The sequence below is a fragment of the Sphingobium sp. DN12 genome (assembly GCF_051058005.1).
Taxonomy (GTDB): domain Bacteria; phylum Pseudomonadota; class Alphaproteobacteria; order Sphingomonadales; family Sphingomonadaceae; genus Sphingobium; species Sphingobium yanoikuyae.
The window spans coordinates 2,017,978-2,040,159 of record NZ_CP173717.1 but is presented as its reverse complement, the minus strand read 5'-3'; the positions used below and the strand labels follow the sequence as shown (position 1 = coordinate 2,040,159).

The 22,182-nt window shown below is 64.9% G+C and carries 24 protein-coding genes and 1 tRNA gene; 12 read left to right on the top strand and 13 right to left on the bottom strand.

Annotation, left to right across the window (positions count from 1 at the left end):
* Nucleotides 1-76: 76 nt before the first annotated feature.
* The 6 genes from ACI6S0_RS09565 to ACI6S0_RS09540 all read left to right on the top strand — a co-directional run bounded on the left by ACI6S0_RS09565 (nt 77) and on the right by ACI6S0_RS09540 (nt 4,958).
* Entirely contained in the window at nt 77-1,480 is a 1,404-nt protein-coding gene (locus ACI6S0_RS09565) for an NAD(P)H-dependent flavin oxidoreductase (RefSeq protein ID WP_004212237.1), read from the top strand.
* Nucleotides 1,480-1,695, top strand: coding sequence for a DUF2093 domain-containing protein (locus tag ACI6S0_RS09560; protein ID WP_004212238.1), 216 nt, complete (start codon nt 1,480-1,482; stop codon nt 1,693-1,695). Before ACI6S0_RS09565 ends, ACI6S0_RS09560 begins: the two co-directional genes overlap by 1 nt.
* A 518-nt stretch (nt 1,696-2,213) precedes the next feature.
* Nucleotides 2,214-3,326 (top strand): S-(hydroxymethyl)glutathione dehydrogenase/class III alcohol dehydrogenase, encoded by a 1,113-nt coding sequence (locus tag ACI6S0_RS09555; RefSeq protein WP_004212240.1) that lies wholly within the window; start codon nt 2,214-2,216, stop codon nt 3,324-3,326.
* Between the two features lie 26 nt (nt 3,327-3,352).
* Entirely contained in the window at nt 3,353-3,733 is a 381-nt protein-coding gene (locus ACI6S0_RS09550) for a VOC family protein (RefSeq protein ID WP_004212241.1), read from the top strand.
* A gap of 14 nt (nt 3,734-3,747) precedes the next feature.
* Nucleotides 3,748-4,584, top strand: coding sequence for an S-formylglutathione hydrolase (gene fghA, locus ACI6S0_RS09545; RefSeq protein ID WP_434405656.1), 837 nt, complete (start codon nt 3,748-3,750; stop codon nt 4,582-4,584).
* A 221-nt stretch (nt 4,585-4,805) separates the two neighbouring features.
* Entirely contained in the window at nt 4,806-4,958 is a 153-nt protein-coding gene (locus ACI6S0_RS09540; RefSeq protein WP_010338958.1) for a hypothetical protein, read from the top strand.
* A gap of 52 nt (nt 4,959-5,010) precedes the next feature.
* Here ACI6S0_RS09540 and ACI6S0_RS09535 read toward each other — a convergent pair whose 3' ends face one another.
* From ACI6S0_RS09535 to ACI6S0_RS09525, 3 genes are read right to left on the bottom strand one after another with little or no spacing between them, the layout of a single operon-like run.
* A complete protein-coding gene (locus ACI6S0_RS09535) occupies nt 5,011-5,337 on the bottom strand; it encodes a DUF6678 family protein (RefSeq protein WP_434405655.1) in 327 nt (108 codons plus the stop codon).
* A 12-nt stretch (nt 5,338-5,349) separates the two neighbouring features.
* On the bottom strand, nt 5,350-6,219 hold the full coding sequence (gene purU, locus ACI6S0_RS09530; protein WP_017500643.1) for a formyltetrahydrofolate deformylase: 870 nt from the start codon (nt 6,217-6,219) through the stop codon (nt 5,350-5,352).
* A gap of 52 nt (nt 6,220-6,271) precedes the next feature.
* Nucleotides 6,272-7,288, bottom strand: coding sequence for a DUF1338 domain-containing protein (locus ACI6S0_RS09525; RefSeq protein ID WP_434405654.1), 1,017 nt, complete (start codon nt 7,286-7,288; stop codon nt 6,272-6,274).
* 88 nt (nt 7,289-7,376) lie between these two features.
* On the opposite strand from ACI6S0_RS09525, the gene gcvA reads away from it, so the two are divergent.
* Nucleotides 7,377-8,276: a transcriptional regulator GcvA gene (gcvA, locus tag ACI6S0_RS09520; RefSeq protein ID WP_434405653.1), complete on the top strand. Its 900-nt coding sequence runs from the start codon at nt 7,377-7,379 to the stop codon at nt 8,274-8,276.
* Between the two features lie 18 nt (nt 8,277-8,294).
* Here gcvA and ACI6S0_RS09515 read toward each other — a convergent pair whose 3' ends face one another.
* On the bottom strand, nt 8,295-9,323 hold the full coding sequence (locus ACI6S0_RS09515; protein ID WP_434405652.1) for an SPOR domain-containing protein: 1,029 nt from the start codon (nt 9,321-9,323) through the stop codon (nt 8,295-8,297).
* 186 nt (nt 9,324-9,509) lie between these two features.
* On the opposite strand from ACI6S0_RS09515, the gene ACI6S0_RS09510 reads away from it, so the two are divergent.
* The 3 genes from ACI6S0_RS09510 to ACI6S0_RS09500 are packed head-to-tail and all read left to right on the top strand — an operon-like array spanning nt 9,510 to nt 12,239.
* Entirely contained in the window at nt 9,510-10,229 is a 720-nt protein-coding gene (locus ACI6S0_RS09510; protein ID WP_004212248.1) for a ParA family protein, read from the top strand.
* Between the two features lie 15 nt (nt 10,230-10,244).
* Nucleotides 10,245-10,841: a hypothetical protein gene (locus tag ACI6S0_RS09505; protein WP_099234235.1), complete on the top strand. Its 597-nt coding sequence runs from the start codon at nt 10,245-10,247 to the stop codon at nt 10,839-10,841.
* A gap of 33 nt (nt 10,842-10,874) precedes the next feature.
* Nucleotides 10,875-12,239, top strand: a complete 1,365-nt coding sequence (locus tag ACI6S0_RS09500) for an SPOR domain-containing protein (RefSeq protein WP_434405651.1) — start codon at nt 10,875-10,877, stop codon at nt 12,237-12,239.
* A gap of 157 nt (nt 12,240-12,396) precedes the next feature.
* Here ACI6S0_RS09500 and ACI6S0_RS09495 read toward each other — a convergent pair.
* Nucleotides 12,397-12,471: transfer RNA gene (locus ACI6S0_RS09495), tRNA-Asn, on the bottom strand.
* Nucleotides 12,472-12,616: 145 nt separating this feature from the next.
* Entirely contained in the window at nt 12,617-12,967 is a 351-nt protein-coding gene (locus ACI6S0_RS09490) for a cupin domain-containing protein (RefSeq protein ID WP_234831776.1), read from the bottom strand.
* Nucleotides 12,968-13,152: 185 nt separating this feature from the next.
* Here ACI6S0_RS09490 and ACI6S0_RS09485 point away from each other — a divergent pair, with 185 nt between their 5' ends.
* Complete coding sequence (locus tag ACI6S0_RS09485; protein WP_434405918.1) at nt 13,153-15,300, top strand: S9 family peptidase; 2,148 nt, start codon at nt 13,153-13,155, stop codon at nt 15,298-15,300.
* Nucleotides 15,301-15,346: 46 nt separating this feature from the next.
* Here ACI6S0_RS09485 and ilvD read toward each other — a convergent pair whose 3' ends face one another.
* Entirely contained in the window at nt 15,347-17,200 is a 1,854-nt protein-coding gene (gene ilvD / locus ACI6S0_RS09480; RefSeq protein WP_010338969.1) for a dihydroxy-acid dehydratase, read from the bottom strand.
* A 115-nt stretch (nt 17,201-17,315) separates the two neighbouring features.
* Between ilvD and ACI6S0_RS09475 the strand changes: the two genes are divergently transcribed.
* Nucleotides 17,316-18,191 carry a LysR family transcriptional regulator gene (locus ACI6S0_RS09475; RefSeq protein ID WP_434405650.1) on the top strand — a complete coding sequence of 292 codons (876 nt, stop codon included), beginning with the start codon at nt 17,316-17,318 and terminating at the stop codon, nt 18,189-18,191.
* Nucleotides 18,192-18,365: 174 nt separating this feature from the next.
* Here the strand turns inward: ACI6S0_RS09475 and ACI6S0_RS09470 are convergent, their stop codons facing one another.
* The 6 genes from ACI6S0_RS09470 to ACI6S0_RS09445 all read right to left on the bottom strand — a co-directional run bounded on the left by ACI6S0_RS09470 (nt 18,366) and on the right by ACI6S0_RS09445 (nt 22,169).
* The gene (locus tag ACI6S0_RS09470; protein ID WP_434405649.1) at nt 18,366-18,920 is read right to left on the bottom strand and encodes a nuclear transport factor 2 family protein; all 555 of its coding nucleotides are present in this window, start codon (nt 18,918-18,920) and stop codon (nt 18,366-18,368) included.
* 16 nt (nt 18,921-18,936) lie between these two features.
* A complete protein-coding gene (locus tag ACI6S0_RS09465) occupies nt 18,937-19,350 on the bottom strand; it encodes an EthD domain-containing protein (RefSeq protein ID WP_161730922.1) in 414 nt (137 codons plus the stop codon).
* 16 nt (nt 19,351-19,366) lie between these two features.
* The gene (locus tag ACI6S0_RS09460; protein ID WP_010338973.1) at nt 19,367-19,882 is read right to left on the bottom strand and encodes a nitroreductase/quinone reductase family protein; all 516 of its coding nucleotides are present in this window, start codon (nt 19,880-19,882) and stop codon (nt 19,367-19,369) included.
* 93 nt (nt 19,883-19,975) lie between these two features.
* Nucleotides 19,976-20,839: an SDR family NAD(P)-dependent oxidoreductase gene (locus ACI6S0_RS09455; RefSeq protein ID WP_434405648.1), complete on the bottom strand. Its 864-nt coding sequence runs from the start codon at nt 20,837-20,839 to the stop codon at nt 19,976-19,978.
* 79 nt (nt 20,840-20,918) lie between these two features.
* Nucleotides 20,919-21,383: a VOC family protein gene (locus ACI6S0_RS09450; RefSeq protein WP_434405647.1), complete on the bottom strand. Its 465-nt coding sequence runs from the start codon at nt 21,381-21,383 to the stop codon at nt 20,919-20,921.
* Nucleotides 21,384-21,386: 3 nt separating this feature from the next.
* The gene (locus ACI6S0_RS09445; protein WP_434405646.1) at nt 21,387-22,169 is read right to left on the bottom strand and encodes a sterol desaturase family protein; all 783 of its coding nucleotides are present in this window, start codon (nt 22,167-22,169) and stop codon (nt 21,387-21,389) included.
* Nucleotides 22,170-22,182 lie beyond the last annotated feature (13 nt).

Sequence of the window (22,182 nt, the reverse complement as noted above, 5' to 3'; positions counted from 1 at the left end):
CATCCCTGACAAAAACTGTTATAGGACGACATTTCAACCGGTCTGGGGAGGCCGGTTCATTTCGCGGGAGAAGTCGTTGTTCAAGGGTTTGAAACCCATCGTCTATGGTGGCCGTGAAGTCTGGCCGCTGGTCGAAGGTGGCAAGGGTGTTGCTGTTTCCAACCATGCCAGTTCGGGCGCCTGGGCGGCTGCCGGGGGCATCGGCACGGTATCGGCGGTCAATGCCGACAGCTATGACTCCATGGGCAATATCATCCCGCAAATCTATCATGGCCGCACCCGCCGCGACCGCCATGAGGAACTGATCGCCTATGCCATCGACGGTGCCGTCGAGCAGGTGAAGCGCGCCTATGAGATTGCCGGCGGCAAGGGCGCGATCAACATCAACGTGCTGTGGGAAATGGGCGGTGCGCAGCGCGTGCTGCACGGCGTTCTGGAAAAGACCAAGGGCATGGTCGCCGGCGTCACCTGTGGCGCGGGCATGCCCTACAAGCTCAGCGAAATCGCTGCCTCCTACAATGTCAGCTATCTGCCGATCGTGTCGTCGGGCCGTGCCTTCCGCGCATTGTGGAAGCGCGCTTATTCCAAGGCATCGGAATGGCTGGGCGCGGTGGTCTATGAAGATCCCTGGCTGGCCGGCGGCCACAACGGCCTGTCCAACGCGGAAGACCCGCGCGCGCCGCAGGATCCCTATCCGCGCGTGCGCGACCTGCGCGCCACCATGCGCGAAGGCGGCATTTCCGATGATGTGCCGATCGTCATGGCCGGCGGCGTCTGGGCGCTGAAGGACTGGAACGACTGGATCGACAATCCGGAACTGGGCGCGATCATGTTCCAGTTCGGCACCCGTCCGCTTCTGACCCAGGAAAGCCCGATCCCGCAGGATTGGAAGGACCGGCTGATGCAGCTGGAACCGGGCGACGTGCTGCTGCACAAATTCTCGCCCACCGGCTTCTACAGCTCGGCGATCCGCAATCCGTTCCTGCGTTCGCTCGAAGCGCGGTCGGACCGCCAGATCCCGTTCAGCACCGAACAGGCGGGTGATCATACCCATCAGCTCGATGCGGGCGTGAAGGGCAAGAATTTCTGGGTGACGGTCGGCGACCTGCTGCGCGCCCGCGAATGGGTGGGCCAGGGCTTCACCTCCGCGCTCAAGACTCCGGACAACACGCTCGTCTTCGTGACCGAGGAAGAGAAGGCGGAGATCCGCAAGGACCAGACCGACTGCATGGGCTGCCTGTCGCAGTGCAGCTTCTCCAGCTGGATGGACAGCGAGACCAACTCGACCGGTCGCCTGGCTGATCCGCGCAGCTTCTGCATCCAGAAGTCGCTGCAGGAATCGGTGCATGGCGGCGACCTGGACAAAAATCTGCTGTTCGCCGGCCATGCCGCCTATCGCTTCAAGCAGGATCCCTTCTATTCGAACGGGTTCGTGCCGACCGTGAAGCAGCTGGTCGACCGCATCCTGACCGGCGACTGATGGCGGCGGATATTCAGGGGCTGGCGGTGCTGCACTATGACACGCCGCATTTCGACGTGGTACGGCCGGGGCAGTTCGTGCTCTGTGCCGTATCGGGCGCGCGAATCGACCTCGACGACCTGAAATATTGGAGCGCCGAGTTTCAGGAAGCCTATCGCGGGCCGGAGGAGGCGACGGCCTCCTTCCTGCGCCACCGCGGTGCAGCATTTCGCTGAACCGCGGTAAGTGCCTGCCACCATTCGGCTTTTTGGCGTCGTTCTATTAGTTGAATGATCGCTGTGCGCTGCAGCGAAAATTTCAAGATGTTGCGATTTCCATTCATCGTCCCGGCGGCACGTCTTGTCGTGAGATTGCTGTTCCCACGTCCATTTATCTGATGTATTCTTCCTCAACAGGCGGCGCAGATCGTCTTTTGGGTGAAGGATGTGTCAGATGTCTCGAATTGATGTCTTCGGCGATCGTATCTGTCTGGTGAGCAGCCTGCTGATCCTGGGCTGGTTCATTTACAACGTGTCCTTCTAAACAGGACGCGACCGGGAAAGGCAGGGCGATCCATTTGGCGATGCAAGTCGCTGGATGCGCTTTGTTTTTTTCGGATCCTGCTGGATTTTCCTCTCCTTTGGACAGCGGTATCGGCTGGCAATTGCTGCCGGAACCGATATGAACGCCGGGAATGCTTTTAACAGGGCGTCCTCGGGGCGCCCGTTCACGCCAGTCATGGGAGTAGCCCGCCGTGAAAACCCGCGCCGCCGTCGCCTTCGAAGCGAAGAAGCCCCTCGAAATCGTCGAAGTCGATCTGGAAGGCCCCAAGGCGGGCGAAGTCCTGGTCGAGATCATGGCGACCGGCATCTGCCATACCGACGCCTATACGCTGGACGGGTTCGACAGCGAGGGCATCTTCCCCTCGATCCTGGGCCATGAGGGCGCGGGCATCGTCCGCGAGGTTGGCCCCGGCGTCACCAGTGTCGTGCCCGGCGACCATGTCATCCCGCTCTACACGCCGGAATGCCGCCAGTGTAAGTCGTGCCTGAGCGGCAAGACCAACCTCTGCACCGCGATCCGCGCAACCCAGGGCAAGGGGCTGATGCCCGACGGCACGACCCGCTTTTCCTACAAGGGCCAGCCGATCTTCCATTATATGGGCTGCTCGACCTTCTCCAATTTCACCGTCCTGCCCGAGATCGCGCTGGCCAAGATCCGCGAGGACGCGCCGTTCCAGAGCAGCTGCTATATCGGTTGCGGCGTGACCACGGGCGTGGGCGCGGTGATCAACACCGCCAAGGTGCAGGTGGGCGACAATGTCGTGATCTTCGGCCTGGGCGGCATCGGCCTCAACGTCATCCAGGGCGCGCGCCTGGCCGGTGCGAACAAGATTATCGGCGTCGACATCAATCCCGATCGCGAGGAATGGGGCCGCAGGTTCGGCATGACCGAATTCCTCAACTCCAGGGGCATGAGCCGCGAGGAGGTGGTCGCCGCGATCGTCGCGATGACCGATGGCGGCGCGGACTACACGTTCGACGCCACCGGCAATACCGAAGTGATGCGCGTGGCGCTGGAGGCCTGCCATCGTGGCTGGGGCACCAGCATCATCATCGGCGTGGCCGAGGCCGGCAAGGAAATCAGCACCCGTCCGTTCCAGCTGGTCACGGGCCGCAACTGGCGCGGCACGGCCTTTGGCGGGGCCAAGGGTCGCACCGACGTGCCCAAGATCGTCGACATGTACATGACCGGCAAGATCGAGATCGACCCGATGATCACCCATGTCATGGGGCTGGAGGACATCAACAAGGGGTTCGACCTGATGCATGCGGGCGAGAGCATCCGCAGCGTCGTCGTCTTCTGAACCGATAACCCAACAGGAGAGTGACCATGTTCAGCCATGTGATGGTGGGATCGAATGATCTCGACGTTTCCCGCGCCTTTTATGATGCGCTGTTCGGTGCGGTCGGCGGCAAGCCGGCGATGCAGGACGACAAGGGGCGGCTGATCTACATGCATGACGGCGCGCTGTTCATGGTCACAAAACCGATCGACGGGGAACCGGCCTGCCACGCCAATGGCGGCACGATCGGTTTCCGCATGACATCGACCGAGCAGGCCGATGCCTGGCATGCGGCCGGGGTCGCGGCGGGCGGCACGGCGTGCGAAGATCCGCCGGGCGTGCGCGAGGGCGGCTTCGGCAAGCTTTATCTCGCCTATCTGCGCGATCCCGCCGGCAACAAGCTGTGCGGCCTGCATCGGATCGGCTGAGGAAGGAAATACGGGTGGAAACGGTTTCGACCAACAGGGCCTTTGGCGGCATCCAGGGCGTCTATCGCCATGCCTCGCGCGAGACGGGGACGGAGATGACCTTCTCCGTCTTCGTGCCGCCGTATGCGCCCGGCGCGAAGCTGCCGGTGGTCTGGTATCTGTCCGGCCTTACCTGCACCCATGCCAATGTGACGGAAAAGGGCGAGTTTCGCCGGGCCTGCGCGGAACTGGGGCTGATCTTCGTCGCGCCCGATACCTCGCCGCGGGGCGAGGGCGTGGCCGACGATCCGGACGGCGCCTGGGACTTTGGCCTGGGCGCAGGCTTCTATGTCGATGCGACGCAGGCGCCCTATGCCGCCCATTATCGCATGTGGTCCTATGTGACGCAGGAATTGCCGGCGCTTATCGCGGACCAGTTCCCCGCCGACATGGATCGCCAGTCGATCATGGGGCACAGCATGGGCGGCCATGGCGCGCTGACCGTCGGGCTGACCTATCCCGAGCGTTATCGCGCGGTGTCTGCCTTTGCGCCGATCGTGTCGCCGGGACAGGTGCCCTGGGGCGAGAAGGCGCTGGGCGGCTATCTGGGCGAGGACCGGGCGGCGTGGCGCAAGCATGACGCGGTCGCGCTGATCGAGGATGGTGCGCGGATCGATGCGCTGCTGGTCGATCAGGGCGCTAGCGACAGCTTCCTGGAGGGGCAGCTACGCCCGCAATTGCTGCGCGCGGCCTGCGATGCGGCAGGCATCGACCTGACGCTCAATCTGCGTGATGGCTATGACCATAGCTATTATTTCATCTCCAGCTTCATGGACGATCATCTGCGCTGGCACGCCGCGCGGCTGGGCTGAGCAATTGGTCTGATCGCGGGCCGTCCGGGCAAAGCCTGGATGGTCGCGGCACAAGATAAGCTATTTTGCCTTTCTCTATTTGATAGGTAGATAGAGTGCCGAGCGTTTCGCTCCGCGGCTTTTGAAGGATGTCAGCTTGCTCCGCGTCACCAACGGCTAAAGCGCACGGTACCCAAGCGACAACGCCCGGTTTCGTGTTCCTCCCGCACAAGGAGAAGACGATGACCCACAAGCAAGCTCGTGTCCGCCAGCAGCGGCAGGACCAGACCCCACAAATCCATATTCCCCATAGCAGCTGGTCGCGCGTCGAGCGCAACCGCAGCGCTGAGGCCGTGCTGGCGCCGGGCGATTTCTGGGCGCGATTGGGACTGTAGGGAGCTTTCGCTACAGGCGCCTCTTAAGCGGCAAGTGGCGTCTGTAGCTTGGTCACAGATAGTCTGCGGTCTGGCCGTCTCTCAGATATCCGAAAACCCGAAATCCCTCGGCTGTCTCTTCGCCTGGAACGTGGATGGTCCGTAGCGCTTGCAGAACATGCGAGCGTTGTGCCGCATCATCGACCAGAATGTCGACATATTGCATCGAGGTGTAGCCGCCGGCTCGGAAATGATAATACCATTCTCGATCGATCGCAGATTGATAGCCCGATAGATCGAATGCGCGCCAAGCTGGACTGGGCGACAGGCCGTACATGGCCAGCCGAATTTCATTCCATTTGGTGTCGTTCATGACGCGGGTGAGTGAATTACTCTGCATCGTCGCATTCCTTTACCGGAACACAACCGTCTTGCCGCCATTGCGCAGCACGCGCCGGTCGGCGAGCCAGCCGACGGCGCGGGCCAGCACCTGAGCCTCGATATCGCGGCCGATGCGGATCATGTCGTCGGCGGTGGCACGATGGTCGACGCGCTCGACCGCCTGTTCGATGATCGGCCCTTCGTCGAGGTCGGCGGTGACGAAATGGGCGGTCGCGCCGATCAGCTTGACGCCGCGCTCATGCGCGCGGTGATAGGGGCGGGCGCCCTTGAAGCCGGGCAGGAAGCTGTGATGGATGTTGACGCAGCGCCCCGCCAGCCGATCGACCAGATTTTCCGACAGCACCTGCATATAGCGGGCGAGGATCAGATATTCCGACCGGCTGCGATCGAACAGGTCGAGCAGGGCGGCCTCCTGCGCGGCCTTGTCGCCATTGGGCGGCAGCTCATGATAGGGGATGCCGTGCCATTCGGTGATGCGGCGCATGTCGGGATGGTTGGACACCACCCCCATGATGTCGACCGCCAGCGTGCCGGTCTGCCAGCGATGCAGCAGGTCGGCGAGGCAGTGCGACCCCTTCGACACGGCGATCAGCATGCGCGGGCGTTCGGCCGCTTCGGTGAGGCGCCAGTCCATGGCGAAGCGGGTGCCGATATCGGCAAATTCGTCGCGCAGGCCGGCAGTGTCGAAGCGCATGCCGGTGTCGGTCGCTTCGAACGCCACGCGCATGAAGAAGAGGCCGGCCTCGCGATCGGCATATTGCTGGCTGTCGGTGATGAAGCCGCCCCGTTCGGCGAGGAACTGGCTGACCGCCGCGACGATGCCGACACGATCGGCGCAGACCAGGGTCAATATCCAGGACGGGATGGTCTTGTCGTTCACTCTGCGGCTCCCAGCAATTCTGCCGAGGCGTTGCCCCAAGCCGGGGCCGCGATCAAGCCTTGGCGCTGGTCATGGCGAAGATGCCGGTGGCATTGCCGGTGTCGAAGGCGAGGTCCAGCCGGCCGGTGTCCGGGTCGATATCGCGGCTGATGAATTCGTAGAAGGAGCCGGGCACGGTGCGCAGATCGCGGTCGGCAAAGATGCGCTCGACGCTGTCGGCACGGAAGGCGGTCTGGCGGACGCGGCCGGTGGCGGAGATTTCCAGCTTGGGCTTCATCGGCCGGTCTTCCGCCTTGAGGCGATCGGCCAGCGCCGCGACATCGGGCACGCGATCGGTCGCATGGTTGAAGGCATTGCCCTCGGTCGCGATCCAGGCGGCTTCGTTGGAGCGGGAGAGCAGCAGCTCATAATCGGCAAAGGCCGGCGGTTCATGCTGGCGGTCGAAGGCGCAGACGATGACGGGCAGGGCGGTGGCGGCGTCATCGAAGCCGACCGGTTCGCCGGCGGCATAGCGGTCGAGCAGGGCGATGGTCGGGGCATCGAGCGGATCGCGCGAGGTGCCGAAGATGCGGGTCGCCGCTTCGCCAAATTCTGGATCGAACCGGTCGACATGCAGTTCGGACAGGAAGAATTGCGGGATCGCCTCGGGCGCGTCGACATGGGCATAGGCGCGGCCGGTCATCTTGAGGCGATCGAGCGGATAGAGGGCGGCCATGCGATAGCCCAAGGGCAGGAAAATGCGGGTGAAGGCATCCTCACCGGCGGGAAGGGCGCCGGTCGGTCCCTCGGCAAAGCGGATGGTGCGCAGCGCGCCATGGTCGAACATCACCCGGCCGCCACGCGCCAGCGTGTCAGTGACATAGGCCGCGCCGCTCGGCACCCGTTCGAGCAGGTCGTGGAACAGGATGACGTTCATCGCCATGGCAAAGGCGGCGCGGCTGACGGTCGGGCCGCTTTGCGCCAGCAGCGCGGGATCGATCGCCAGTGCGTCCAGTGCGGCCTTGCCGGCGTCTTCGCCCAGCACCGACCGAACCAGGGCGACGATGCTTCTTTCATTCTGTGACGACATAAGAACGCTCCACGATGACAGCGTCCTTATCGCAGGATAGGGTGGGTCGCGCAAATAGGGAGCTGTCATCACTTGATGCGGAACGGGAATGGATAGGGCGCGCAAATGGCTGCCGCCGATGAGCGCGCTCAACAGTTTCGACGCGGCCGCGACCCATGGCAGCTTCTCGCGCGCCGGGGTGGAAGTGGGGCTGACCCAGAGCGCGGTCAGTCGCCAGATCGCACTGCTGGAGGATTGGTTGCAGACGCCCTTGTTCGACCGGGTCGGGCGACGGGTGCAACTGAACGAGGCGGGACAGGCCTATGCCGAGGAGATCCGCCCGGCGCTCGATAGGATCCGGCGCGCGACCCGGCGGGTGGCGGCGCGGCGGGCGCAGGGGGCGCTGCGGATCGCGACCCTGCCCAGTTTCGGCATGCGCTGGCTGGCGCCGCGCCTGCCGGGCCTCAGTGCCCTGCATCCCGATCTGGTGGTGGATTTCGCATCGCGATCCGACCCGTTCGATTTCGCGCAGGAGGAATTTGACGCGGCGATCCATTATGGCCTGCCGCAGGAATGGCCGGGCGTGGCGCAGGATTATCTGTTTCGCGAACAGATGGTGCCGGTCTGCGCGCCGGACTGGCTGGCGGCCAATGGGCTGCGGTCGCCGGCCGATCTGCTGGGCAAGCCGCTGCTGAGCCAGAGTTCGCGGCGCGACGCCTGGGCACGCTGGTTCGTGGCAGCGGGCGTCGAGGCGGGGCCGTTGCCGGCGGGGCCGGCGTTCGAGCATTTCCTGATGCTGGCGCAGGCGGTGGTGGCGGGGGCGGGTGTGGCGCTGATCCCCAGCTTCCTGATCCGGCCGGAGCTGGAATCGGGCAGTCTGGTCATCCCGTTCGATCGCCCCTTGTCGAGCGAGCAGGCCTATTATCTGGTCTATCCCACGGGGCTTGGTGGCCATCCGGGACTGGCACGGTTCCGCGCCTGGATGCTGACGAGCGCGGGCGCGGAATAGGCGCCCGCGCTAGGGTGCCTAGTTCTTCTTCGGCATGCAGTCCGCGCCGGCGGCCTTGATGCTGCTGCACAGGCGTGAGGCGTCGGCGCTGCTGGCGATCGGGCCGGCCTGAAGGCGGGTCACGCTGCCGGCCTTGACCAGATAGGGTTGATAGCCGGAGAGGCCGCTGACCTTGCGGGTCAACTGGCTCCACAACGCACGGGCGCGGCCTTCGTCGCCGAACGCGCCAAGCTGGACGCGCCAGTCGCCGGCGGCCGGTGCCGGTATCCTGGACGGCGCGGGCTTGGGTGGCGTGGGCTTGGATGGAGCCGGTTTTGCTGCCTCCGGTGCCGGCTTGGGCGCGACCGGCTGCGGCTTGGCGACCGCGACCTGGGTCACGGGTGCGGGAGCTGGCTTTGCTGGTGCCGGGGCGGGAGAAGTCGGGCGGGGCTGTGCCGCTGTCGCGGGTAGGGTCAGGCTGGCGCTGGCCAGGCTCTTTTCCTGCGCCTCCATCGACGAGGCCAGGGCAAGGCCCTGCTTGCGCTGGTCGGCGGGGATATATTTGTCCATCTGCTGCAGGCTGGTGGTTGCCTGTGGCAGGCCGGAGGCGGAGGCACGGGTCATCATCGCATAGGCGCGGACCCAGTCCTTGCCGATCATGTCGCCGTTGAACAGGGCGGTGCCGACAATATATTGCGCGCGGGTTTCGCCGCGGGCGGCGGCATGCTGCAGATAGGGCATGGCCCCGGCGCGATCGCCCTGCTGGAACATCAGCAGGCCCAGATTATCCTCGGCGCGGGCATGGCCCTGCGCCGTCGCCTTGCGATACCAGTCGACCGCGCTGTTGAGATCGGCCGGAACGCCGCGGCCAAGCTTGTAGGCCTGACCCAGATTGAACTGCGCATCGGGATCGCCGGCATTGGCGAGCGGGCGCCATTCGGCGATCGCCTTGGCATAATCGCCCTGCTGCCAGGCATCGACGCCGGCCTTCACATCGGCAAGCGCCGGCAAGGCGGCCGTCAATAGCGTGCCGAACGCAACGGCTCCCCAGATAGGCTTCATATCCATGCTCCAGACCGGAAATATCGTCCGGCACTATCGTCAAACAAGGTTAACGTCTTCTTAGCATTGCCGGATCCATGATGTGAAACCGGGGATAGGTGATCCTCAACAAGGTTGCCAGACCAGTTAACCGAATTTTAGGCGGCGCCATGCCAAATCGTTTCGGAACTGGATTTACCTGGGGGAAGGCGCGTGCGCATATTGGCATTGGCATCGCAAAAAGGCGGATCGGGCAAGACGACCCTGTCCGGTCATCTGGCCGTACAGGCGCAGTTGGCCGGGGCCGGTCCGGTCGTGCTGATCGACATCGATCCCCAGGGTTCGCTGGCCGATTGGTGGAACGAGCGCGAGGCCGAATATCCCGCCTTTGCCCAGACCACGGTTGCGCGGCTGGCCGCCGACCTCGAAATCCTGCGCCAGCAGGGGTTCAAGCTGGCCGTGATTGATACGCCGCCGGCGATCACCATGGCGATCCAGAGCGTGATTTCGGTTGCCGAACTGATCGTCGTGCCGACCCGTCCGAGCCCGCATGACCTGCGCGCCGTCGGTGCCACGGTCGATCTGTGCGAACGTGCCGGCAAGCCGCTGATCTTCGTCGTCAATGCCGCGACGCCCAAGGCGCGCATCACCTCCGAAGCCGCTGTCGCTTTGTCGCAGCATGGCACGGTGGCGCCGGTGACGCTGCATCATCGCACCGATTTCGCCGCCTCGATGATCGACGGCCGCACGGTGATGGAGGTCGATCCCAAGGGCAAGTCGGCCGCCGAAGTAACGGGCCTGTGGAGCTATATCTCCGATCGCCTGGAAAAGAATTTCCGCCGCACGGTCTTTTCCGTGCCCCAGAACAGCGTCGGCACCGCCGCTGCTTCGCGTCCCGCCGGTGGTGGCTTCGGCCGCCGCGTCGTGCAGTAAGAAAAGGGGGCTATCATGGCTGAAGCCAAACCGATCGCTTCCCTGACGTCCGGCCTGCTGGCGCGCAAGGGCGCCGCCACGCCGGCGATGCGCCGCCCGATGCTGGGCTTTGGTCGCCCGAGCAATGCCGGCATGGTGTCCGACGATCTGGGCTGGAACGACATGGGTTTCGACGTGCCGATGCACGATGACGAGCCTGCCGCGCCGACCGCGCCCGTCGCCACCGGCCTGACGCCGATGAGCACGGTGCTCGCACCGGTTCCGGTCCCGGCGGTCGTGACCGAACGCGAGGAACTGGCCGAGCGCGTGGCGCAGGTCGTTCTGCCCGAGACGGTCGAAGCCGAGCCGGAACCGGCCGAACTGGTGATGGCTGCCAAGCCGATGCGGGCAAAGCCGGCGCCGGTGCGCGCCGCACCGGCCAAGGCGATGGCGGTCGACAACGCACGCAAGGCGGCCTTCACGCTGCGGCTGGATGCGGGGCGTCATCTCAAGCTGCGCCTGGCGGCGGCCGTGACTGGCCGGTCGGCGCAACAGGTTGTTACCGAAGCACTGGATGCTTTCCTCGAAGGGCTGCCCGAGATTGATCGGCTTGCCCAGCAATTGCCGCACTGACGCGGCGATCTTTGATTATAGGTGGGTAAGGTCATGAAACGAACGGCATTTGGCAAGGCGGCCGTTTCCTCCTTGATGGTGGCGACGACGATGGTCGGCTGCACCGGCGCGGCATTCCATCCGCGTTCGGCGGCGGTCAAGCACGCCAATCCCGGCAAGCCGGCCGAGGCGGCAGAAAAGGCGCTGGCCGATCGCGACGGCGCAAAGGCCGTGCAGGCAGCGGAAGCGGCCGTGCAGGCGGCGCCCGACAATGCGCAATATCGCCAATTGCTGGGCCGTGCCTATGTGCTGGATGGCCGCTTCGTTTCGGCCGAGACGGCCTTCACCGACGCGATGACCCTGGGCAACCGCGATTCGCGCACCATCGTCAGCCTGGCGCTGGTCGAGGTGGCGCTGGGCAAGAATGATGCCGCGCGCGATCTGCTGGCGGCCAATACCGACAATGTGCCGGCGGGCGATTATGGCCTGGCGCTGGCCATGGCCGGTGATCCGACCGAAGGCGTTCGTATCTTGTCCGCCGCGATCCAGGATCCGTCGGCCAATGCCCGCACCCGCCAGAACCTGGCCTATGCCTATGCGCTGGCCGGTCGCTGGAAGGATGCGCGGCTGGTTGCCGGGCTCGATCTGGCGCCGCTTGCCGCCAATCAGCGTATCGCCCAATGGGCCGGCATGGCCGACCCGGCACTGGCGCCGCAGCGCGTCGCCGCGCTGATGGGCGTTACCGTCAACGGCGCCGATCAGGGCCAGCCGGCGGTGCTGGCGCTGGCGCCCGCTGCGCCGGATGCCGCACCGGTGGCGTTGGCCGCCGCGTCGACCGAGCCGGCCCCGGTGCTGGACCTGCCGACCGGATCGCCGATCGAGATGGCTGCGGCCGAGCCGGCGCCTGCCGCGCCGGCACTCAACACCCGGATCATCGAAACCGCCGTGCCGGCGTCCACGCCCGCACCCGCGGTCAAGGCTGCGCCCAAGCCGATGACGGTCCTGGCCGTCGCCAAGACCAAGCCGGCCAAGGCCAAGGTTGCTCCCGCTGCCAGCCCGGCGGCTCGGATGCAGCAGGTTGCCTATATCAAGCCGGTGACCACGGGCGCGAGCGCCTGGGTCGTTCAGCTTGGCGCCTTCAATTCGCCGGCCGTGGCCAAGGAAAAATGGACGAGCATGGCGCGCGTCAACGGACGCATCGCCGCCTTCCCGGTGCTCACCAGCCAGGCGACCGTCAACGGTCGGACCTTCCACCGGATCGCGATCAGCGGCTTTGGCAGCCGTGCGGATGCGCAGACTTTGTGCCAGTCGATCAAGGCGCAGCACGGTCAGTGTTTCGTGCGGGAAGGCGCGCCGAACGCGACGCCGCAGCGCTGGGCCGTGGCATCGACGCGCGGTCGCCAGTTCGCATCGCGCTGATCGCACGACGCCTTCGGGCGTAACCATAACTTCATGCGGGCCGGGCCGAGAGGTTCCGGCCCGCAATGCATTTGTGCGCTGTGCGTGCCGCAATCGTGCGATGCGCTTAATTTCGGATTGTCTGGAGCCAGCCCGGCCTTGCCAAGGGCTGAAATAGTGGCTCCCCGAGTAGGATTCGAACCTACGGCCATTCGATTAACAGTCGAATGCTCTACCGCTGAGCTATCGGGGAGCAGCCCCGCTTGCGCCGGGCAGGCCGCGCATATGCAGCGGCTTGTCCCAAATGGCAAGCGCTGCTTTTGCCATTCCTGAAAAAAATCTGTGCATATGCATGCGCTTGCGGAACGGACGCATTTTCGTCCTTTTCCGCCGGTTTTTCAGGTTTCGCCGATGTGGATGGCGAGCCAGATGGTCGGCGCGTCCGTATGGGTGACGCGGTGCGGGATGCCCGCTCGAATCAGTCGATGATCCCCCGGTTCCAGGCGATAGGTGCCGATCCCTTCCAGCAGCAGTTCGGCGGTCCCGGTCAGCACCAGCACCCATTCATCCCAATGCTGGACATAGGGGCGCTCCGGCGGTGTGCTGTGGCCGTGGGATATAATCCGTTCGATCCGCACGCCCGGCATCGACACTATATCCTCGAACAGTTCCTCGGCCTCATGTCCGGACGGGATATCGAGCAGGTTGGTCGGCGCATCGACCGGCAATGCAGGAGGTGGGCATGTCATCGGCGCATGATGCCGATTGGCGGAAAATTGGAAATGGGGGTTTTTACCGGGGCGTCAGTCTGTGGGACGGGGCGTGCCATCTCCGTTGTCGCCGCGCTTGTTGCTTGAAATCCTGCGCCTATCGTGCTGACCATGCGGTCTGGCCGTTCGGCCCAATGTCAGAACAGGGGTTTGATACCGTGACAATGATATCCCGTTTGCTGCTGTCGGCGGCAATGGTGGCGGGCGCTTGCGCCGCGCCGGCAATCGCACAGCCCAAGCAGGTGCTGACCCACGAAACCTTGTGGATGATGAAGCGCGTCGGCGCGCCGGTGGCGAGCCCGGACGGCAAATGGGTGGTCTATGCGCTCAGCGAACCATCCTATGAGAAGGATGGCGCGGTCAGCGACCTGTGGATCGTGCCGGCCGACGGATCGGCCGCGCCGCGCCGCCTGACCGCGACGAAGGCGGGCGAGGGTGATCCGGCCTGGGCGCCCGACAGCCGCCGCATCGCCTTTTCCGCCAAGCGCGAGGGCGACGATGTCGCGCAAATCTATGTGCTGGACCTGGCCGGTGGTGAAGCCCGCCGCGTGACCAGCATCCCGACCGGCGCGGGCAAGCCGATCTGGCGGCCCGATGGCCAGGCGATCCTGTTCGAAAGCGCGGTCTATCCCGGCGCGATGGACGCCGCCGCCAACAAGAAGGCGGCCGAGGAACGCAAGGCGCGCAAATATAATATGCGCGTCTATGAGCATTTCCCGATCCGCTACTGGAATGACTGGCTGGACGACAAGCGGCCGAGCCTGTGGATCCAGCCGCTGGCGGAAGGTGCGCCGGCGCGCGATATCCTGTCCGCAACCAAGCTGGCGCAGGCCGATGGCTTTGGCGGCAACGCCCAGAGCGACGGCGGCATGACGCTGGCCCCGGTCTGGAGCCCGGATGGCAAGGAGATCATCTTCACCGCCACCACCGAGCGCTGGAATGCGGCGCACGCCCGCGTCAATTTCGGCCTCTATCGCATGCCGGCCGACGGCGGTGAGCCGGTGCTGCTAACGCCGACGCCGGGCGAATATGGCGACATGAAGTTCACGCCGGACGGCAAGAGTCTGATCTTCCAGTTCAACACGCAGGGGCAGGAGGTCTATGACCTGGCCAAGCTGCACCGGGTTGCCTGGCCGGCGGGCGGGGCAGCGACGCTGCTGACCGGGCCCTTCGATCGCGCGGTGGACAGCTATGCGGTGACCCCCGACAGCCGCAGCCTCTATCTGACCGTGCCCGACGCGGGGATGGAAAATCTCTATCGTGTGCCGGTGAGCGGCGGCACGCCCGAACTGGTGATCGCGCCCAAGGTCGGCGGCTATGCCGGGATCGACATTCCGTCGGACGCCAAGTCGACGCAGATTATCGCCAGCTATGGCAGTTCGGTGAACCCGGCGGAAATCGTGCGGATCGACCCGGCCGCCAAGCGGCACAAGAATCTGACCAACGTCAATACGGCGCTCGCTGCGACGATCGACTGGGCCAGCCCGGACCATTTCTGGTTCACCACCGACAAGGGCCGGCGCATCCACAACATGATCGTCACGCCCCCGGCGTTCGACCCGGCGAAGAAATATCCGCTGATGGTGCTGATGCATGGCGGCCCGGCATCGTCCAACATGGACCAGATCGGCCTGCGCTGGAATTATCACCTGCTTGCCAGCGCCGGCTATGTCGTGCTGATGACCGACTATACCGGCTCGACCGGCTATGGCGAGGCCTTCTCGCAGGCGATCAAGCTCGATCCGCTGCGTGGCCCGGCGAACGAGATCAACCAGGCGGTGGATGAGGCCGGCAAGCGCTATGGCTTCATCGACACGGCCAATGCCTGCATCGGCGGCGCCAGCTATGGCGGCCATCTCGCCAACTGGATGGAGGCGACCACCACCCGCTACAAGTGCATCGTCAGCCATGCCGGTGAAGTCGACCTGCTGACCCAGTGGGGCACCAGCGATTTCAACTATGGCCGCGAAGTGGCGAGCGGCGGTCCGCCCTGGGGCGACAGCCCGGTGTGGCGCGACCAGAGCCCGATCACCTATGGCAAGGACTGGAAGACGCCGATGCTGCTGACCGCGGGCGAGCGCGATTTCCGCGTGCCGCTGGCGAACACGCTGGAAACCTGGTCGACCTTGCAGCGGATGCAGGTGCCCAGCCGCCTGCTGATCTTCCCCGATGCCTGGCACTGGATCACCAAGCCGGAGGATAGCCGCCAATTCTACCGCGAGGTGCAGGGCTGGCTGGCCCATTATCTGAAGGGGGCGCCGGAAGTGAAGGGCGGCCCGATCGCGGCGCCCGAAGCGGCCAAGGCGCAGTAAGCCCAAAGAAAAGGGCCCGGTCGATGGACGACCGGGCCTTTTTCTATCAGTCCTTTTCGACCTGGCTGACGTCGCGCACCGCGCCGCGCGCGGCGTTGGTGGTCAGCGCCGCATAGGCGCGCAGCGCCGGCGAGACGTTGCGCTTGCGGCCGAACGGCTTCCACGCCTTCTTGCCGCGCGCGACCATCTCCTCATGGCGCTTGGCCAGTTCGGCATCGTCGACCAGCAACTGGATGCCGCGATTGGGGATGTCGATCAGGATCGGGTCGCCGGTCGCGACCAGCGCGATCAGGCCGCCTTCGGCCGCCTCGGGCGAGACATGGCCGATCGACAGGCCCGACGTGCCGCCGGAGAAGCGCCCGTCGGTGATGAGCGCGCAGGCCTTGCCCAGCCCCTTCGACTTCAGATAGCTGGTCGGATAGAGCATTTCCTGCATGCCGGGGCCGCCCTTGGGCCCTTCATAGCGGATGACGACGACGTCGTTCGCCTTCACCTCATTGCCCAGGATGCCGGCGACCGCCGCGTCCTGGCTTTCATAGACGCGGGCCGTGCCGTGGAAGGTCAGGATGCTGTCGTCGACGCCGGCGGTCTTCACGATGCAGCCTTCGGGCGCCAGATTGCCGAACAGCACGGCGAGGCCGCCATCCTTGGAGAAGGGATGCTCGGCACTGCGGATCACGCCGGTCTGGCGATCCATGTCCAGTTCCTTCCAGCGATTATTCTGGCTGAAGGCCTGGGTGGTGCGCACGCCGCCGGGCGCGGCCTTGAAGAATTCCTGCACCGCCTCGCTGTTGGTGCGGCTGATGTCCCAGCGGTTGATCGCCTCGCCCATGGTGGTGGCGTGGACGGTCGGCAGGCTGGTGTCGAGCAGGCCGGCGCGTTCGAGCTGGCCCAGGATCGCCATGATGCCGCCGGCGCGATGGACATCCTCCATATGCACGTCCTGCTTGGCCGGCGCGACCTTGCACAGGCACGGCACGCGGCGCGACAGCCGGTCGATATCGGCCATCGAGAAATCGACGCCGCCCTCATGCGCGGCGGCGAGCAGGTGCAGCACCGTGTTGGTCGAACCGCCCATGGCGATGTCCAGGCTCATCGCATTCTCGAAGGCTGCATGGCAGGCGATGTTGCGGGGCAGGGCGGATGCGTCATCCTGCTCATACCAGCGGCGCGCGAGGTCGACGATGGTATGGCCGGCCTCGCGGAACAGCTTCTCGCGATCGGCATGGGTGGCGAGGATCGAGCCATTGCCCGGCAGCGACAGGCCCAGCGCTTCGGTCAGGCAGTTCATCGAGTTGGCGGTGAACATGCCCGAGCAGCTGCCACAGGTGGGGCAGGCCGCCTTTTCGATCGCGGCGACTTCCTCGTCGGTATAATTCTCGTCGGCGGCGACGACCATCGCGTCGACCAGGTCAAGCGCCACGGTCTTGCCGCGAATGTCGGCCTTGCCGGCCTCCATCGGCCCGCCCGACACGAAGATGACGGGGATGTTGAGGCGCATCGCGGCCATCAGCATGCCCGGCGTGATCTTGTCGCAGTTGGAAATGCACAGCAGCGCGTCGGCGCAATGGGCATTGACCATATATTCGACGCTGTCGGCGATCAGATCGCGGCTGGGCAGCGAATAGAGCATGCCGTCATGGCCCATGGCGATGCCGTCATCGACCGCGATGGTGTTGAATTCCTTGGCGACGCCGCCTGCCGCCTCGATCTCGCGCGCGACCAGTTGGCCCAGATCCTTCAAATGGACATGGCCGGGAACGAACTGGGTGAATGAATTGGCAATGGCGATGATCGGCTTGCCGAAATCCTCGTCCTTCATGCCGGTGGCGCGCCAGAGGCCGCGCGCGCCCGCCATGTTACGGCCGTGGGTGCTGGTGCGTGAACGATAATGAGGCATTTTGCGCCGTTCCTGTAATCTTGTTTCCCTGCAATGGCTGCCCCCTACGCCTTTGCGCAAAGGTTGTGAAATATATTATTGAAGCGGTATAAGGTCGCAAGGAGACTTTATTGCCATGGACCTTCGCCCGCTGCGCCATTTCCTGGCTGTTGCCGACACGCTGCATTTCGGCCGGGCGGCGCAGCGCCTGGGCATGACCCAGCCGCCGCTCAGCCAGTCGATCCTGGCACTGGAGCGGGAGCTGGGCGCGCCGCTCTTCACCCGGTCGAAGCGCAATGTCGCACTGACCGCCTTTGGCCGGCAATGGCTGGAGCATGTCCGTCCGGCGGTGGAGGCGGTGAGCGCGCTGCCGGACATCGCTCGCCGCCTGCGCGACGGCAGTGCGGGGCAGATCGGCCTCAGCTTCGTCAGCACCGCCGACTATAGCCTGTTGCCGGCGCTGGTGCGCGATTATGCCGCCCGTTTCCCGGAGGTGGAGATCGCACTGACCGAGGCGACCAGCGACGTGCAGATTGCCGACCTGATCGACGGGGCGAATGATGCCGGCATATTGATCGCGCCCGATGGCGCGCTCCCCGACGCGCTCGCCTATATGCCCTTGCTGCGTGAGCCGCTGGTGGTGGCGGTGCCGGAGGGCTGGGTGGCGGACGATCAGGCGCAGGGCGATCCCTGGCTGGATCGACCGCTGATCCTGTTCCCGCGCCGGGTGGCGCCGGCCTTCCATGATCTGGTGAGCGGCTATCTGGCCGGCCGGGGGCAGCCGTTGCTGATCCGGCAGGAGGCGATCCAGATGCAGACGATCATCAGCCTGGTGTCGGCAGGCATGGGCATCGCGCTGGTGCCGGCGTCACTGCGCAACCTGGCGCGGACCGGGGTGCGCTATCTCGACCTGCAGGATGCGCCGATCCTGGAGACCGGCCTTGCCTGGCGGCGGGACGATGACGGCGCGACGCTGGCGGGGCTGCTGGGCGTCGCCCGCGCCATGGCCTGAACAGAAAGAGACCCCGCCGCACAAGGGATGCGACGGGGCCGAGGTTCAGGGAGGTGTCACTCCAAGGGGGGAAAGAAGTGACAGCCACATCTATAGGTCCGGTCCATGAACCTTATGTGAAGCAAGCAGAATTTTTCTGCAGAGGCATTTTGCGCCGATAGCCGGCACGCCGGGCTACCAGCGTTCGCCCTGGGTCGAGGCGACGACGGGGCGTTGGTAGGAGGCGTCTTCCCTGCTCCAGTGGGGCTTCAGGAAACCTTTTACATTGGCGGAATAGACCCAGCTCGCATCGGTGTCGGCGGTCATCTCGATCGTGCAGCGACGGGTGAGCAGCCGCCATTCGCCGCCGCGCCGTTCCAACTGGTCGATGTAGCGGCCAAAGGCGATCGTCGTGGTCTTGCCATCCTGCCAGAACAGGCCGCCGACCGTGTAGCTTTCGCAATAGGCGGTGTCGCCGTCGATCTCGCACAGATGGTTAGTGATATTGTGGCTGGTCGACAGGAAGAATTTGCCATGGCCCATATTGGCCCGCGCTGCATAGTCGGGCGCGCGGGTGATGATCGGGCCATGCTCGTCCACGCCATCCTCCCACCAGCAGCTGTTGATGATGTCGACATCCTGCCGGTCGCGTCCGCGGCATTCGCGCAGGATGCAATCGCGGATCGCCTGCCGGTCCTGCAGGACGCGCACGGTGGCGCGCAACGCGGCGACTTCCTGTTCCAGGTCCATCTCCAGCTCTTCCCTTTCAGTCCTGCGGCACCAGTTGCACCTGCATCATCTCGCCATTCGGCCCCATCGGGCTGTCATGTTCCTCGACCAGGCAGACGGGGTTGCTGTTGCTGGCGAAGAGTTGCAGTTCGTCCGCCTTGCGGATGTCGAGCATCGCCGGGTCGGACAGGCCCTTCATCGCCGCCTGATAATCGGCCAGGCTGTTCCACCAGATTTCCATGATGCAGTCATAGCCGGGATGAATGATCTCACCGGTCAGCGGGTTGGGCTGGGGCGTGACATAGCGGCGGACATAGCGCTGGGCATTGGGCAGGGCGGGCTTGGCGCCCATCTTCTGCGACAGGCGCGAATGCTGGTTCTCATAATAGTCCATGAACTGGTCCATGGAGAGGTCGTCGCGCTTCCTGAGGAAGACGATCTGCTTGATCATGGCTCTCCTCCCGCGCTCAATATTGCCGTTCGCCGGTGGCGTCCGACGCCTTGAAGCCGTCGATCGGTTCGATCGCCTTCATCATCACCAGCGGGATCAGGCGGTCGGTCGACTGCTGATAGCCGGCATAGGCCGGGAAGACCTGGCACATGAAGGCCCAGACCCGGTCGCGTTCCTCGCCCTGCGGCTCGCGCCAAGTCGCGCGGAAGGCCTGGGTCGCGACCTGGAAATCGACCGTCTCGCTGTCGCGGATATTGAGATACCAGGCGGGATGATGGTCGGCGCCGCCCTTGGACGCGACGATCACCACTTCGCCGCCGATATCGCCATAGATGAGGGTGGTGATGAAGGTCTTGCCGCTCTTGCGGCCGGTATAGCGGATCATGCAATGGGTGGTGAAGCCATGGCCGCCGACGGCGGTGATGTCCATGATATGGCCCTGCGCCCCGCCCGATCGCAGATACATGTCGCGATGCTCGCTGATCCAGTCCTTGCGCGTATCGCGGATGGCGGCGGAACTGTCGTCGCTCATGACGGCCTCCTCTCTGTCAACTTCGGTGTAAACCAGCGCGGCGCCGGACGGACCTGAAAAGGGCGTCGCCATGGCGATGCTTGGCCGATCGGGTCAGCGGATGATCCGGTCATATTGCGGCAGCGGCGCGACGCCATAGCTTTGCCGGTAGGAGGGGGGCTGGCGATCGCCCGCGTCGCGCAGCCCATAATGTTCGGCCAGTTCTGCGCCGATCAGCGTCTGGCCGGCATGGTCCGCCAATGCCGGATCCTGCCACAGCGCCCAGATGACATGGCCGGTGAACTCGGGCGTTTCGACCATCTTTTCCAGATAGGCATATTTGGCCGGGTCCGACGCGATCAGTTGCAGCAGGCGTCCGGTGCGCAGCGCGCCCATCCAGATCGACAGGGCGGTGACGCCGGTGCCGCGCAGGTCAACGGCCATGTCGGCCGCCATCTTGTCCTGGCTGACCTTGTGCGCGCCATAGCCGGGGCCATAGACATAATGGGAGGCGCCCGACCCCGATGTGAAGACGATCAGCCCCTGGCCGCGATCGACCATCATCGGCGCGGCATGATAGCTGGCGACATAGGAACTGCGGATGCCGACGGTGATGATGTCGGCCAGCTTCAGCGGCTTTTCCCAGAAGCGGCCGGGCAAAGTGAGTTCGTCATGGATGGCGGCGACATTATTGACCAATATGTCGATATGCCCCTGTTCGGCGCGCACCCGGTCGAACAGCGCGCGCGTCTGCTCGTCATCGCCATGGTCGACGCGCACGGCAATGCCCTGTCCACCAGCGGCCGTCACGGCGGCGGCGGTTTCGTAGATGGTGCCGGGCAGGGGGGCGTCGCCGGCCTTTTCCGAGCGCCCGGTGACATAGACGATGCAGCCATGCTGGCCGAGTGCGGTGGCAATGCCCTGGCCCGCGCCGCGACTGGCGCCGGTGACGACCGCGACCTTGGGTGTCTGGCTCATCCATTCTCTCCTTGGGGTGCCGGGCTAACCCAAGCCGTCTGTGTCTGGCCATGCAGATGCTGGAGATATCGCTTCGGCGTTAGGCCGGGCTGGGCGGATTGCCGACCAGCTCCAGTTCATGGCCGTCGGGATCGTGGATCATCAATATGGAGGGGCCCTTGCCCGAGGCGCGGATCGCACCGACCGGATAGCCCGCTGCCTGCATGCGCGATGCAACGCCCGACAGATCTGGCACGCGCAGCACGATCTTGGCGATGCCGCTGTCGGCCGGCGGCGCCTTCTGCGCCTTGTCGTGCAGCAGGATCAGGGTCAGCCGGCCGCTCTTGCCGTCGGCGCAGAGCATGACTTCGGTCACCGGCCCATGTTGCAGCGTGGTGGCGGGGACGAGGCCGAGTGCGACCTGATAGAAACGCAGCGCCTTGTCGAGATCGGCCACGGGCAGGCCGGGCGCCATCAGGGTCGCGCCGACCGGTGGTGGCGTCTGGGCACGGAGCGGGGCCGCACCGATGGGCAGCAGGGCGAGGAGAAGGGCGATGTCGCGCATGGCTCAGGCACTTTCGCTGACGGTGGCAACCGGGGCGTCGTCCGTCTTCCGGCGCTGCTTGATCTTGTCGAAATCGGCCTCGAATTTCGGACGCATGGTGCCGCACAGCCGGTCCCAGATCGTCGTGTAGCCACCGAAATTGCCGGTGAAATAGCGATGATGCTGATCGTGGAAGGTGGCGGAGATGAACCATTTGGTCGCCCAGCTGCGGTTCCACCAGCGCGGCAGCATCTCATAGCCGGAATGGACATAGAGGCCCATGATGATGTTGGTCGGCACGATCAGCGCGACGGTCGCGTCATGGACGGTGAAGACGGTCAGGAACAGCGGCACGAAGCCGCCATTGATCAGCGATTCCAGCGGGCTGACCGACAGGGTGGTGAGCAGGTTGGGGGAGGTCGACTTATGGTGCAGCTTGTGGACCCAGCTATAGACCGGTTCCTTGTGCATCCAGCGGTGCAGCCAGTAGAAATAGGTGTCGAACAGGAAGAAATAGAGCGCATATTCGAGCGCGATCGTCCACCAGGCGGCGGGCGCCGGATTGAAGCTGATCGCGCCGATCTCCACCAGCTTGGTCTTGATCGTGCCGAGCAGCAGGCCGGTGATGGCGAGGTTGATGACGGCAAAGCCGGCCTCGTTCCGGAAAATCTTCCACTTGAACCCGCGCGGCTGGATCTTGCGCGCCTTGAAATAGCCGCTGACGATGCCTGCCCCGATCCCGGTCGCGACGAACAGGCCAAGCCATAGCGAGAGAAGATGCTCGCCCTTTCCCAGATATTCCAGCACGCCGGTCCTTCCC

Coding starts and splice junctions, on each gene's coding strand:
- ACI6S0_RS09560 (WP_004212238.1), top strand. CDS start 1,480: ATGGCGGCGGATATTCAGGGGCTGGCGGTGCTGCACTATGACACGCCG.
- ACI6S0_RS09550 (WP_004212241.1), top strand. CDS start 3,353: ATGTTCAGCCATGTGATGGTGGGATCGAATGATCTCGACGTTTCCCGC.
- ACI6S0_RS09540 (WP_010338958.1), top strand. CDS start 4,806: ATGACCCACAAGCAAGCTCGTGTCCGCCAGCAGCGGCAGGACCAGACC.
- ACI6S0_RS09535 (WP_434405655.1), bottom strand. CDS start 5,337: ATGCAGAGTAATTCACTCACCCGCGTCATGAACGACACCAAATGGAAT.
- ACI6S0_RS09525 (WP_434405654.1), bottom strand. CDS start 7,288: ATGTCGTCACAGAATGAAAGAAGCATCGTCGCCCTGGTTCGGTCGGTG.
- gcvA (WP_434405653.1), top strand. CDS start 7,377: ATGGATAGGGCGCGCAAATGGCTGCCGCCGATGAGCGCGCTCAACAGT.
- ACI6S0_RS09515 (WP_434405652.1), bottom strand. CDS start 9,323: ATGGATATGAAGCCTATCTGGGGAGCCGTTGCGTTCGGCACGCTATTG.
- ACI6S0_RS09505 (WP_099234235.1), top strand. CDS start 10,245: ATGGCTGAAGCCAAACCGATCGCTTCCCTGACGTCCGGCCTGCTGGCG.
- ACI6S0_RS09500 (WP_434405651.1), top strand. CDS start 10,875: ATGAAACGAACGGCATTTGGCAAGGCGGCCGTTTCCTCCTTGATGGTG.
- ACI6S0_RS09490 (WP_234831776.1), bottom strand. CDS start 12,967: ATGACATGCCCACCTCCTGCATTGCCGGTCGATGCGCCGACCAACCTG.
- ACI6S0_RS09485 (WP_434405918.1), top strand. CDS start 13,153: ATGATATCCCGTTTGCTGCTGTCGGCGGCAATGGTGGCGGGCGCTTGC.
- ilvD (WP_010338969.1), bottom strand. CDS start 17,200: ATGCCTCATTATCGTTCACGCACCAGCACCCACGGCCGTAACATGGCG.
- ACI6S0_RS09475 (WP_434405650.1), top strand. CDS start 17,316: ATGGACCTTCGCCCGCTGCGCCATTTCCTGGCTGTTGCCGACACGCTG.
- ACI6S0_RS09470 (WP_434405649.1), bottom strand. CDS start 18,920: ATGGACCTGGAACAGGAAGTCGCCGCGTTGCGCGCCACCGTGCGCGTC.
- ACI6S0_RS09465 (WP_161730922.1), bottom strand. CDS start 19,350: ATGATCAAGCAGATCGTCTTCCTCAGGAAGCGCGACGACCTCTCCATG.
- ACI6S0_RS09460 (WP_010338973.1), bottom strand. CDS start 19,882: ATGAGCGACGACAGTTCCGCCGCCATCCGCGATACGCGCAAGGACTGG.
- ACI6S0_RS09455 (WP_434405648.1), bottom strand. CDS start 20,839: ATGAGCCAGACACCCAAGGTCGCGGTCGTCACCGGCGCCAGTCGCGGC.
- ACI6S0_RS09450 (WP_434405647.1), bottom strand. CDS start 21,383: ATGCGCGACATCGCCCTTCTCCTCGCCCTGCTGCCCATCGGTGCGGCC.